This is a genomic window from Variovorax sp. MSC1_012 (assembly GCF_023667525.1).
GTDB classification, from domain to species: domain Bacteria; phylum Pseudomonadota; class Gammaproteobacteria; order Burkholderiales; family Burkholderiaceae_C; genus Variovorax; species Variovorax beijingensis_B.
The window spans coordinates 4,249,408-4,260,971 of the sequence record NZ_CM174443.1; the positions used below are offsets into that span (position 1 = coordinate 4,249,408).

Below are 11,564 nucleotides of genomic sequence, written 5' to 3' on the forward strand. Positions count from 1 at the left end.
GTGCTTGAAGCGGGCCCCGGTCATTGGCCCGAAGCCCGCGCCCGTTAGACTTCAACGCTTTTCGCACCGACGTTTTCCAATGGCCGATGTCTCCGCCGCGCGCACCAAGGCGGTTTTCGAATTCAAGAGCGCCACGCTGCCGCTGATCGCAGTGATCCTCAAGACGGCCGACCTGGCCGTGCTGGCCGAGGCCCTCGACGCGCAGCTGGCCGACTCGCCCGATTTCTTCGAGCAGGAGCCGGTGGTCATCGACCTCTCGCAGCTGCAGCCGGACGAAGAGAGCGGCGAGGAACCCGCCGAGCTCGACTTCGCGGCGCTGCGCGGCCTGCTGGCGCGCCACCAGACGCAGCCGATTGCGGTGCGCGGGGGCAACAACGCCCAGAATGCCGCGGCCCGCGCGGCCGGCCTGTCGCTCACGGCCATGCCGGTGGCGCCCGCGCCGCGCTCACCGGCGCCACCGGCCGCTTCGCCGGCGCCCGCCAGCGAAGCGCCGCAGATCGTGCGCGAAGTGCCGGTACCGGCCAACGGTACCCTGCTGATCGACAAGCCGCTGCGTTCGGGCCAGCAGGTCTACGCCCGCGGCGGCGACGTGGTGGTGACCGCGGTGGTGAGCTTCGGCGCCGAGGTCATTGCCGACGGCAACGTGCACGTCTACGCGCCGCTGCGGGGCAAGGCCATTGCCGGCGCGCGCGGCAACACCGAGGCGCGCATCTTCTCGACCTGCATGGAAGCGCAGCTCGTGGCCATCGCGGGCATCTACCGCACCAACGAAGTGCCGCTGCCGGACCCGGTACTCGGCAAGCCGGCCCAGATACGCCTCGATGGCAAGAAGCTAGTGATCGACGCGATTCCCTGACGGGCGCGGCGAATCTGAAAAACCAACAACCGAATCGAAACAAGAAGGAATGGCCATGGCCAAAATTGTGGTGGTGACCTCAGGCAAGGGCGGCGTCGGCAAGACCACGACGAGCGCCAGCTTCGCGTCGGGCCTCGCGCTCGCAGGCAAGAAGACGGCGGTGATCGACTTCGACGTGGGCCTGCGCAACCTCGACCTCATCATGGGCTGCGAACGCCGCGTGGTGTACGACCTGATCAACGTGATCCAGGGCGAGGCGAACCTGAGCCAGGCGCTCATCAAGGACAAGCAGTGCGACAACCTGTTCGTGCTCGCGGCCTCGCAGACGCGCGACAAGGAAGCGCTCACGCAGGAAGGCGTGGAAAAGGTGCTGACCGACCTGGCCGCGATGGACTTCGACTACATCGTCTGCGATTCGCCCGCCGGCATCGAGACCGGCGCGATGATGGCCATGCACTTTGCCGACGAGGCGCTCGTGGTGACCAACCCCGAGGTATCCTCGGTGCGCGACTCCGACCGCATCCTGGGCATGCTCAGCAGCAAGACCAAGCGGGCGAAGGAAGGCGGCGACCCCATCAAGGAGCACCTGCTGATCACCCGCTACAACCCCAACCGCGTGGCCGGCGGCCAGATGCTCTCGCTGGAAGACATCCAGGACATCCTGCGCATCAAGCTGATCGGCGTCATTCCCGAGTCGGAAAGCGTGCTGCAGGCTTCCAACCAGGGCGTGCCCGCGATCCACGACAAGGATACCGACGTGGCCAAGGCCTACAGCGACGTGGTGGCGCGCTTCCTGGGCGAAGACCGCCCGATGCGCTTCGTCGACGCCGAAAAGCCGGGCTTCTTCAAGCGAATTTTCGGAGGCAAGTAGGCCATGTCCTTTTTCTCGTTCCTGCTCGGCGAAAAGAAGAAGACGGCCAGCGTCGCCAAGGAGCGGCTGCAGATCATCCTCGCGCACGAGCGGTCCAGCCTCAGCGGCAAGAAGCGCCCCGACTACCTGCCCGACCTGCAGCGCGAGCTGATGGCGGTGATCTCCAAGTACGTGAAGATCAATGCCGATGACATCAAGGTTCACCTGGAAAAACAGGACGACCTCGAAGTGCTCGACATCAAGATCGAGCTGCCCGACCCGGCACCTTCGCCGGCGCGCTGAAAAAGAAAGAACGCGCGGCGGGCGGCATTGCCCGCCCGCGCTTGCCCGTCCGTCGCTCAGGGCTGCGCCACGAAGCGCACCACCTGGCGGACCACGTCCTCCTCCTTGAGGATGCGACGGTGCCCCAGTCCCTGCGTGGCCACCAGCCGCGCTCCCCTGATCGCGTCTCGATAGGCCTCGGCGTCCGCAAAGCGGTTCACGCGGTCGTCGCGGTCATGCACGATCAGCGTCGGCTGCGCGATGCGCGGACCGACGGCCACCGGCTCCAGTTGCGCCATCAGGATGCCTTCGCGCGCCTCGAACCGCCGCTGCATGGCCAGGCGCGTGGCCTCGCTGAGCCCGAAGGTGTGCGCGAAATAGCGCGTGTATTCGCGCGGCGACGCCGGCGGCGCAAGCAGCACCAGCCGATCGGCGCAGAGGCCCTGCGCGGCCGCCAGCGCCAGCCCGTTGGCACCCAGCGAATGGGCGGCCACCGCGCGCAGCGCATGGCCGTCGGCCGCGAGCCTGGCGACCACGTACGCAATGGCGCGCGCGAACTGCGGCGAGTTGCTCATCGTGCCCGCGCTGCGGCCATGGGCCGGCAGTTCGAGCAGCACGGGCCGCAGGCCCGCATCGGCCAGCGCCTGCGCAAGCGCCAGCATCTGCCCCGCATGCCCGCCCCAGCCGTGCACCAGCAGCACGACGGGCGCAGATTCCGCACCGAAGTCCTGCGCAGCCAGGTGATAGAGGCCGAGGCCGGCGTTTTCGAAAGCCCAGGCCTCCCGCCGCCAACCGGCACCGGGCCCCTGGCCGCGGTAGAGCCACTTGGGCGGCAGCGGCGTGCCGAACACGCGGTAGGCAGCGCGCACGCCCAGCGCGGGCCACAGGCGCTGCGAGGCGGTCAGGCCGAAGCGCAAGGCGCGCATCAGGCGGCCCGGGCGGTAATAGTTCGACTGCGCGGCATGCGTGGCCGCGGAGGTGGTCGTACTCGTCATGCGTGGGCTCCTGCGTTCTTCATTCAGTACCAGACCCAGTCCTCATTGCTGCGCGGCAGGCTGCGCAGCGCGGTGCGGACCGTTTCGGCGCCGATGGCGCCCAGGTAGACGACAAGACAGAGGGCAATGATCAGCATGGTGCTTCTCCTTTTTATCGCACGATCGTGCGAAATTAAGACAAAGAAAGACGTAACGGAATGGCCTGTGCCGCGGCTCAGGCGCGGTAGCTCGAAAGAAGCCGCTGCCAGGTCTGCGTGGCGCGATCGGCGGCCTGGGGGTCGCGCAGGAAGCGCGCGTCGTGCAGCAGGCCCATGATGAGGCCGTTCAATTCGCTGACCAGCTGCGCCGGGTCGGTGTCGGGCCGCAGCTCGCCGGTTTCCACCGCCTGGAGCACCGTGCGGCGCAGCGCGGCGCGCCAGCGCGTGATCTCGCCGAACAGCAGGTCGCGCAGTTCGCCTTCGCGGTCGTCGTATTCGAAGGCGCCCGCCATGTAGATGCAGCCGGTTTCGGCCTCGATGTCGCGGGTGCGGGCGATCCAGCGCCCGACGATGTCGTCGAGCCGCGCGAGGCCCTTGGGCTTTTGCATGGCCGGCACGAACACGTCGGCCAGGAAGCGGCGGCCGTATTCCTCGATCACCGCCTTCTGCAGCGCCTCGCGCGAGCCCACGCGCGAGAACACGCCGCTCTTGGAGAGCGCCAGGCGGCTGGCCACAGCCTGCAGCGTGATGGCCTCCAGGCCTTCGGCCAGTGCAAGGTCCATCGCCGCGCCGACGATGGCGGCGCGGGTGAGTTCGCTTTTCTGGGTCTTGGCGTCCATGCAGGCAACTTTAGCACAGTCGTGCGAAATTGCAAATTCGCTCGCAGCCACAGCGACAGGTGGCAGGCACAGATGTTTTGCTCATGTGGAACCAACAAACGCATCGTTCCCCGCATAAGCACTTGTGCCGAGAATCGCCGCTCGGCCCGATCCGGGCCTTTCTTTTTCTCTCCGATCTTCCTCCGCGCCAGATGAACTTCCAACAACTGCGCTCGGTACGCGAGGCCGTTCGTTGCGGCTTCAACCTGACCGAAGTCGCCCATACCCTCCACACTTCCCAGCCGGGCGTGAGCCGGCAGATCCGCGAGCTGGAGGAAGAGCTCGGCATCGAACTCTTCGTGCGCGCCGGCAAGCGGCTCACCGGGCTCACCGAGCCGGGCGGCCACGTGCTGCCGATCATCGAGCGCATGCTGATGGAGAGCAGCAACCTGCGGCATGCGGGGCAGGAGTTCGTGGCGCAGCAGAGCGGCCTGCTCTCGGTGGCGGCCACGCATTCGCAGGCGCGCTATGCGATGCCGGTGGCGGTGCAGGAATTCCGCGCGCAGTTTCCCAACGTGAAGCTGCATCTGCACCAGGGCTCGCCCAAGCAGATCGCGCAGATGCTGATCGACGGCGAGGCCGACGTGGGCATCGCAACAGAGGCGCTGGGCGACTATCCCCAGCTGGTGGCCCTGCCCTGCTACCGCTGGACGCATTCGGTCATCGTGCCGCCGGGCCATGCACTGCTCGACGCGCCGTTGACGCTCGAGGCGCTCATGCGCCATCCGCTGATCACCTACGACACCGGCTTCACCGGGCGCTCGCGCATCGACGAGGCATTTGCGCAGCGCGGGCTCGAACCCAACATCGTGCTGGCCGCGATGGATGCCGACGTGATCAAGACCTACGTGCAGCTGGGCATGGGCGTGGGCATCGTGGCCGGCGTGGCCTACGAGACGGAGCGCGACACGCAGCTGCGCGCGCTCGATGCGGGCCGGCTCTTCGGCATCAACATGACCAAGCTCGCCGTGCGGCGCGGCAACTACTTGCGCAAGTACGTCCACGCCTTCATCGAGTCGTTCGCACCCACTTTGACGCGCGCGGTCGTCGAAAAGGCTCTGGGCGATGATCCCAGGGGATCGCACTACGAAATCTAGCGTCTGCGCAACGTATTCGGCGGCCGCAGCAACAGGTTTTAAAAAGATGCGCGCTGCTTCACACAGGGGGCGTACATTCGGGTTAATTCCTTGGCTTCCCGGAACGGATCAGCAATGGCATCGACCCCGCAGCAGCAACAGAAAACAAGGGCCGCCCTGAAGGCCGCCGACGCCGCCGAACGGCGCGAGCGGCTGAGGCGGGCATTGCCCGCCACGGTGGAGCTGCTGCAGAGCCGCCAGGCGGATCGCATCGACGACAGCGACATCGACGCCTACGTGAGCCTGAACTGGCTCGAATGGCACGGCGGCGGCCTGCGGCTCACCATCACCGGGCGCAATGTCTGCGCCCAGTCGCTGCCCACCGTGGCCGCCTGAGAGGCTTCGCTCCTTTCAAAACAAAAAGACCGCCGCAGGAAGCTGCGGCGGTCTTGATGAGGCTTGGCGCAGGCTACGGCCTGCGCGCAAGGCGCTTTACTGGCTGCCCACGATGATCTGGGCAATCACGCCGGTGGCAATGGCCGCGAGCACGTAGTCGCCGCCCACACCTACCCACTGGTAGCCGCGCGGCGGTTGCTGCAGGCGGTAGGCACGCCAATCGTTCACCACGTAGTTGCGGCCACGGTATTCATGAGGCACGCGCCCGCCGCGACGCCACTCCGCGTGCGGCTGGGGGTAGCCGGCGCGGTCGAATTGGCGGCCCGGCCGATAGTCCTGGCGCCCGTAGCGGTCGCCGCGGCGGTCGTCGTGCCGGTCGAAGCGGCGGTCCTGTTGTTCGTAGCGGCCGTTGCCTCGATCGTTGCCGCGGTCATGATCGCGATCATGGCCTCGGTCCTGTGCGAAGGCGCTTCCCGCTGCCATGCACATCGCGAGCGCCGCAGCAGCGACGGCCATGCTCTTTGAATTGATGATCATCTGGAACTCCTTCGTGTTGATGACGAGTCCATTGTCAGCGGCGCTTGTGTCTGCCTTGCACCCATCAGGTCGCGGTCAGGTGAAATCAGGTAAGTGCTGGTATCGGGGCGGCGCGTTGTCCTTCAAGCCGGTTTCCGCGGTACCGATTTGCGCCGGGCCCGGGGCTCTGGCGACAATGGGCCTGCAAAGCATCAGGCGTGGAGGCGCCATTCATCAACATGCGTGACAAGATCATTGGTGCCATCGGCATCGTGTGGGGCGGCGGCATGCTCCTGAGGTGGCTCATGTCGGGGCCGCCTGCTGGAATCGGCGGCTATCAAGGCGGCCAGACCGTCGGGGCTCTCCTGGGCGCCGTCATGCTGGTTGCGGGCCTGTACCGCTTCTTCAAGCGTTCCGATTGAGCGAAGGCGCAAGCGGGCGATTCCTGGACTGCGTTTATGCTCGCGCGCAGCATGAAGCGACGACACCTCCTCCACCTGCTGGCCGGCGTGCCTGCAGCCGCCATCCTGGCCGCCTGCGGCAAGCGCAAGCCTTCCGCCGCCGCACTGAAACCCGATGCCCGCGTGCTCGCACTGGGCGACAGCCTGACCTTCGGCTACGGCGCGCCGCCCGAGGCTGCCTGGCCCGTGAAGCTGGGCGAGCTCACCGGTTGGCAGATCGAGAACGCAGGCCTCAACGGCGACACCTCGGCCGGCGCGCTGGAGCGCCTGCCGCCGCTGCTGGCCGCCGGCAGCTACGACGCGGTCCTGATCGGCATCGGCGGCAACGACATGCTGCGCGGCGTGTCGCCAGCGGCCACGCGCGAGAACCTCGCGGCCCTAGTCAGCCAGGCGCGCGCGCACACGCCCTACGTGGCGCTGCTGGCCACGCCCTCGCCCGACGCGATGCGCGCGGCCGTCGGCTCGCTGAGCGATGCGCTGTTCTACGAGGAGGTGGCGAAGACGGGGCAGGCGCTGCTCGTGCCCAATGTGTATTCGAGCGTGCTGTCGGACGCATCGCTGCGCTCCGACCGCATCCATGCCAATGCCGAGGGCTATGCCCGCGTTGCGCAGCAGCTCGCCGACCAGCTCAAGGCCGCGGGCTGGCGCTGACGGCGGGGCTCAGGCGGCCTGCAGCAGGTCGACGTAGGCACCCTGCACGAGTTGGCCGGACGCAATGCCCAGTTGCGCCATGAGCGCATGGGCTTCGGCCGTGCCGACCTCGGCGGGCTCGCCTTCTTTCAGCACCACCTCGAGTTCGAGGAATTCGCCGAGGCCTTCTACGCGGTCGAGGTGCACGCGCGTGCGGCCCACGATGAACAGCCGGCGCTGCTTGCGCACGCGGCCTGCCTGGCCCCAGGCGAGCGTGAGCGATTCGCGCAGTACGTCGGGCGTGGTGGTGGGCGAGATCAGGTAGAACGATTCCTTCGGGCCGCTGCTGTTCGCGCGGCGGTAGAAGATCAGCTCGGCGCGGTCGGGCGCGAAGGTGCGCAGCTTGAGGCGGTCGGCGCTGTTTTCGCAGCGAAAGAAGGTGTCGTCCTGCGCGATTTCGATGGGGCCCGAATCGGCAAGCTTCGCGGCGATGAGTGCCACGCGTTCCACGCTGTCGATGCGGGCCTTGATCTCTATGTTTCTTGCCATTTCGGGTGGTCTGCCTCGTCGCGGCGGCTCTCGCTCAGGGCGCGTTGCCCTGCGGCCCCACAGGCGGCGGCGCGGTGCGGCCGCTGGAACCGGGGGCCAGCTTGCGTCCGAAGGACTCGCCCACCCGGCGCACCGGCCGGCTGGCTTTTTCCGAAACGTTGTTGACGCCGCGCCGCGTCGCGTCCTCGGCGCGGTCGATGCCGCGGCCGGCGGCGTTGGTGCCGCGCTGCACGCCGTTCACGACCTTGCTGTCACGCGGCGGCGGCTTGAGCGTGTGCGCGGGCTGCGCCGTGGGCGGACTGTCGGCGCTCTGCGCGTGAACGGTGGCGGAGGACAGCAGCAGGAGCGCGGCGCTTGCCGCGGCCAACGCGAATCCATGGGCAGGTATTTTCGTCATGACGGGCTTCCTTTTTCATCGATGGACTCGGCTGCATCCGCCGCCGCGGCGCGCGCCATGCGTTCGCTCTTCCAGTAGACGTCGTCGCCGCCGTTCATGCGGTTGAGCACGCGCGCGAGCACGAAGAGCAGGTCGCTGAGCCGGTTGAGATACTGGCGCAGCGCATCGTTGAGCTCGGCCGTCGCGCCGAGCGCCACCACGGCGCGCTCGGACCGCCGCGCCACCGTGCGGCACACATGCGCGAGCGAGGCCGCGCGCGTGCCCGCGGGCAGGATGAATTCGGCCAGGCGCGGCAAGGCGGCGTTGTGCTCGGCCAGCGCGTTGTCCAGCTGCAGCAGCGCGTCGGCCTTCAGCAGCGTGTAGCCCGGCATCGAAAGCTCGCCGCCCAGGTTGAAGAGCTGGTGCTGCACGTCGACCAGCAGCTCGCGCACAGGCCCCGGCATGGGCTCGCACAGCAAGAGGCCGATCTGCGAGTTGAGTTCGTCCACGTCGCCCATCGCGTGCACGCGCAGATGGTCCTTGGGCACGCGGGTGTTGTCGCCGAGGCCGGTGGTGCCGTCGTCGCCGGTGCGGGTGGCGATCTGCGAAAGTCGGTTGCCCATGATGGCTGCTCCTGGTTTATGCGGCGACCGCGGCCTTCGACGCGTCGATCTTGCCGGCCAGCCATTGCAGGCCCGCCAGATGCTGCTGGTCGTGGCTGCAAAGGTAGTGGACAAGGCTGCGCATCGTGAGCGCCCCATAGCCTTCGAACACCGCCGTGCGCGCAAGTTGCACGTCCGTCAGGTTCGAGACGATTTCCATGGTCCGGGTACGCGCGATGCGAAATTCAGCCAGCACCTTTGCCGCGTCGGCCATGCCATAGGCACGCGCAATGGCGAGCGGCTCGCTGTCGATCGAGGCCAGCGTCGGATGGCTTTCTTCCAGTGTGCGGCGAAAGCGCACGTGGTAGCCCTCGACCTCGATGTCGCGCACATGGCAGAGCTGCTCGATGGCCGTGAAGGCCTCGCTGGGCACGCCCTCCCACGAGGGCGGCGCCCAGTGCCGGAAGGCATCGGGAATGGCCGCATAGTGGGCTTCGAGCTGCGAGGGGAATGCAGCAAGCGCTGCGAGGGTCGTGGGGTTCATGGCTTTTTCCGAAGCGCATTATGGTGCTCGCTCCGTAAAATGGCCGAACAGAGCCCCCGCCCCATTTCACGCCCAGGAGACGCCCGATGAACGCCCCGACCCAAACCTCGCACCTGATGCCGGAGCTTCATCTGCGCGATGTGCCCGACAGCCTGATCGAGGGCCTGAAAGCGCGCTTCGGCGGCAACTGTTCCACGGCCATGGCCGTGCGCACGCAGCATGGCCGGGACGAGTCCTCCTTCGACGCGCCGCCCCCCTCGGCCGTGGTGTTTGCCGAAAGCACGCAGGACGTGGCCGACGCGGTGAAGCTTGCGAGCGAGCACAGCGTGCCGGTCATTCCCTTCGGCGTGGGCTCGTCGCTCGAAGGCCACCTGCTGGCGGTGCAGGGCGGCATCAGCATCGACGTCTCGCGCATGAACAAGGTGCTGTCGGTCAATGCCGACGACCTCACCGTGACCGTGCAGCCCGGCGTCACGCGCAAGCAGCTCAATGACGAGATCAAGAGCACGGGCCTGTTCTTTCCCATCGACCCGGGCGCGGACGCCTCCATCGGCGGCATGACCGCCACGCGCGCGAGCGGCACGAACGCCGTGCGCTACGGCACCATGCGCGAGAACGTGCTGGCGCTCGAAGTGGTCACGGCCGGTGGCGAGGTCATCCGTACCGGCACGCGCGCGAAGAAGTCGTCCGCCGGCTACGACCTCACGCGCCTCATGGTGGGCAGCGAGGGCACGCTGGGCGTGGTCACCGAAGTCACGCTGCGCATCTATCCGCTGCCCGAGGCGGTGTCGGCCGCGATCTGCTCGTTCCCGAGCATCGAGGCCGCGGTGCGCACCACCATCGAGACGATCCAGCTCGGCGTGCCGATCGCGCGCGTGGAGCTGATCGACGTGAACACGGTGCGCATGGTCAACACCTACGCCAAGCTGAACCTGCGCGAAGAGCCGATGCTGCTGATGGAATTCCACGGCTCGCCGGCCGGCGTGAAGGAGCAGGCCGAGACCGTGCAGGAGCTCGCGAGCGGCCATGGCGGCAATGCCTTCGAATGGGCCAGCACGCCCGAAGAGCGCACGCGCCTGTGGACCGCGCGGCACAACGCCTACTTTGCGGCCGTGCAGTCGCGCCCCGGCTGCCGCGTGATCTCGACCGACACCTGCGTGCCCATCTCGCGCCTGGCGGACTGCCTGCTCGACTCCGTGGCCGAGGCCGATGCCAGCGGCATCCCCTACTTCCTGGTCGGCCACGTGGGCGACGGCAATTTCCACTTCGGCTACCTGCTCGACCCGAACATTCCCGAAGAGCGCGTGAAGGCCGAGGAGCTGAACCACTCGCTCGTGAGCCGCGCGCTGGCGCTCGAGGGCACCTGTACCGGCGAGCACGGCGTGGGGCTGCACAAGATGGACTTCCTGGTGACGGAAGCAGGCGTGGGTGCGATCGACATGATGCGCACGATCAAGCGCGCGCTCGATCCGAAGAACATCATGAACCCCGGAAAGATCTTCGCGCTCTGATCTCTTCGAAAGCGCCCATGAAAAAAGCCCGGCGGCTCGCGAGAGCCCCGGGCTTTCTTGTCGGTGGCCGCGCGCCTTGCTTACCTGCGGCGGCGCGCGGGCGCCGGCTGCTCGGCCGGCACGAAGGTCTGCGACGGTGCCGCGCCGCCATCCACGCCCAGGCGGCCACCGCCGCCGAGGCCCTGGCCACGCACCGTCTGCGCCTTGTAGCTGCGCAGCGAGCGCACCATCTGGTTGAAGGCATCCATGAAGGCTGCGGCAATCACCTTGCCTTGCGCCGTGTTGGTGTAGCCGCCGAGGCCGCCGCCGGCACTTCGGCCCGCCAGGGCACCGAAGGCGCCGAAATCGGTCTTGGAGGCGCTGCCTTCCGAAGCCGCGACCTGCACGCCCGAGCGGTTGTCGATGAGCGTCAGCAGCGCGCTGGCTTCCTTGGTCTGCAAGCTGCCGCCGACGGCCGCCAGGGCGCGGCCCCGGCCGCCGCCCACCAAGCCGCCCAGCGCGCCACCGATGCCGCCGGCATCGCTGTTGCTGAACACGATCTCGGGCGACAGGCCGTAGTCGGAAGCCACCATCTGGCCGCGGCCGAAGTTGCTGCCGCCGCGCATTTCGCCCGACTGCATGAGCGCGCGCTCGCGCGTCATGGCGTTCATGCCGGCCGCGCCGCGCTCGACCACCACGAAGCAGTTCGACTGCTGCACCAAGAGGCGCAGCAGGTTGGCCGTGGGCGGCAGGCGGTATTCGCCGGTGAGGATGGTGTACCAGCCGGAATTCACGTTCTCGATCAGCGAGACTGTACCGAGCGGCGATTCGCAGCGCTCGAGCTGGCTGCTTTCGCCAGCGGTGGCAGAACCCGCGGCGCTGCCCGTGGCCATGGTCTTGGCCGACTGGCTGCCCATCTGCATGTCGGTGGTCGCGCAACCGGTCAGCAGCAGCGCGCCCGCAGCCACGGCCGCGAACGGAAACTTTGTCCTGAACTTCATGGAGAACTCCCTCTCGTCGAGATCTGGTGTTGAAACGTCAGCGGCGAGGATACGCGTAAAAGATTGCAAGAATCAATCACGCGA

General features: G+C 67.6%; 16 protein-coding genes. 8 read left to right on the top strand and 8 right to left on the bottom strand.

Going from position 1 to position 11,564, the window contains the following annotated elements; all coding sequences use genetic code 11:
* The first annotated feature begins 79 nt into the window (after positions 1 to 79).
* Genes minC through minE form a run of 3 tightly spaced genes read left to right on the top strand, consistent with a single transcriptional unit; the run spans position 80 to position 2,009 of the window.
* Entirely contained in the window at positions 80 to 856 is a 777-nt protein-coding gene (gene minC, locus L1081_RS19855; protein ID WP_319428367.1) for a septum site-determining protein MinC, read from the top strand.
* A 55-nt stretch (positions 857 to 911) separates the two neighbouring features.
* Positions 912 to 1,727, top strand: a complete 816-nt coding sequence (gene minD / locus L1081_RS19860) for a septum site-determining protein MinD (protein WP_319428366.1) — start codon at positions 912 to 914, stop codon at positions 1,725 to 1,727.
* Positions 1,728 to 1,730: 3 nt separating this feature from the next.
* On the top strand, positions 1,731 to 2,009 hold the full coding sequence (minE, locus tag L1081_RS19865; RefSeq protein WP_012745230.1) for a cell division topological specificity factor MinE: 279 nt from the start codon (positions 1,731 to 1,733) through the stop codon (positions 2,007 to 2,009).
* Between the two features lie 56 nt (positions 2,010 to 2,065).
* Here minE and L1081_RS19870 read toward each other — a convergent pair whose 3' ends face one another.
* A complete protein-coding gene (locus L1081_RS19870; RefSeq protein WP_489413718.1) occupies positions 2,066 to 2,983 on the bottom strand; it encodes an alpha/beta fold hydrolase in 918 nt (305 codons plus the stop codon).
* 214 nt (positions 2,984 to 3,197) lie between these two features.
* The gene (locus L1081_RS19875; protein ID WP_489413719.1) at positions 3,198 to 3,800 is read right to left on the bottom strand and encodes a TetR/AcrR family transcriptional regulator; all 603 of its coding nucleotides are present in this window, start codon (positions 3,798 to 3,800) and stop codon (positions 3,198 to 3,200) included.
* A gap of 191 nt (positions 3,801 to 3,991) precedes the next feature.
* Between L1081_RS19875 and L1081_RS19880 the strand changes: the two genes are divergently transcribed.
* Both L1081_RS19880 and L1081_RS19885 read left to right on the top strand, forming a co-directional pair.
* Positions 3,992 to 4,936 (top strand): CysB family HTH-type transcriptional regulator, encoded by a 945-nt coding sequence (locus L1081_RS19880; protein WP_489413720.1) that lies wholly within the window; start codon positions 3,992 to 3,994, stop codon positions 4,934 to 4,936.
* Between the two features lie 114 nt (positions 4,937 to 5,050).
* On the top strand, positions 5,051 to 5,311 hold the full coding sequence (locus tag L1081_RS19885) for a hypothetical protein (RefSeq protein ID WP_489413721.1): 261 nt from the start codon (positions 5,051 to 5,053) through the stop codon (positions 5,309 to 5,311).
* A 96-nt stretch (positions 5,312 to 5,407) separates the two neighbouring features.
* Here L1081_RS19885 and L1081_RS19890 read toward each other — a convergent pair whose 3' ends face one another.
* Complete coding sequence (locus L1081_RS19890) at positions 5,408 to 5,848, bottom strand: RcnB family protein (RefSeq protein WP_489413722.1); 441 nt, start codon at positions 5,846 to 5,848, stop codon at positions 5,408 to 5,410.
* Positions 5,849 to 6,066: 218 nt separating this feature from the next.
* Here L1081_RS19890 and L1081_RS19895 point away from each other — a divergent pair, with 218 nt between their 5' ends.
* Together L1081_RS19895 and L1081_RS19900 are read left to right on the top strand one after the other, a co-directional pair.
* A complete protein-coding gene (locus tag L1081_RS19895; protein WP_489413723.1) occupies positions 6,067 to 6,249 on the top strand; it encodes a hypothetical protein in 183 nt (60 codons plus the stop codon).
* A 51-nt stretch (positions 6,250 to 6,300) separates the two neighbouring features.
* Complete coding sequence (locus L1081_RS19900; protein ID WP_489413724.1) at positions 6,301 to 6,939, top strand: GDSL-type esterase/lipase family protein; 639 nt, start codon at positions 6,301 to 6,303, stop codon at positions 6,937 to 6,939.
* 9 nt (positions 6,940 to 6,948) lie between these two features.
* Here L1081_RS19900 and L1081_RS19905 read toward each other — a convergent pair whose 3' ends face one another.
* From L1081_RS19905 to L1081_RS19920, 4 genes are read right to left on the bottom strand one after another with little or no spacing between them, the layout of a single operon-like run.
* Positions 6,949 to 7,467, bottom strand: a complete 519-nt coding sequence (locus L1081_RS19905; RefSeq protein WP_489413725.1) for a CYTH domain-containing protein — start codon at positions 7,465 to 7,467, stop codon at positions 6,949 to 6,951.
* 34 nt (positions 7,468 to 7,501) lie between these two features.
* Complete coding sequence (locus tag L1081_RS19910) at positions 7,502 to 7,864, bottom strand: hypothetical protein (protein ID WP_489413726.1); 363 nt, start codon at positions 7,862 to 7,864, stop codon at positions 7,502 to 7,504.
* Positions 7,861 to 8,466 carry a cob(I)yrinic acid a,c-diamide adenosyltransferase gene (locus L1081_RS19915; protein ID WP_489413727.1) on the bottom strand — a complete coding sequence of 202 codons (606 nt, stop codon included), beginning with the start codon at positions 8,464 to 8,466 and terminating at the stop codon, positions 7,861 to 7,863. Before L1081_RS19915 ends, L1081_RS19910 begins: the two co-directional genes overlap by 4 nt.
* A 16-nt stretch (positions 8,467 to 8,482) precedes the next feature.
* Positions 8,483 to 8,989, bottom strand: a complete 507-nt coding sequence (locus tag L1081_RS19920) for a DinB family protein (RefSeq protein WP_489413728.1) — start codon at positions 8,987 to 8,989, stop codon at positions 8,483 to 8,485.
* An 86-nt stretch (positions 8,990 to 9,075) separates the two neighbouring features.
* Between L1081_RS19920 and L1081_RS19925 the strand changes: the two genes are divergently transcribed.
* Positions 9,076 to 10,500, top strand: coding sequence for an FAD-linked oxidase C-terminal domain-containing protein (locus L1081_RS19925; RefSeq protein ID WP_489413729.1), 1,425 nt, complete (start codon positions 9,076 to 9,078; stop codon positions 10,498 to 10,500).
* A gap of 80 nt (positions 10,501 to 10,580) precedes the next feature.
* Here the strand turns inward: L1081_RS19925 and L1081_RS19930 are convergent, their stop codons facing one another.
* Positions 10,581 to 11,480 (bottom strand): CsgG/HfaB family protein, encoded by a 900-nt coding sequence (locus L1081_RS19930; RefSeq protein WP_489413730.1) that lies wholly within the window; start codon positions 11,478 to 11,480, stop codon positions 10,581 to 10,583.
* Between the last annotated feature and the right edge of the window lie 84 nt (positions 11,481 to 11,564).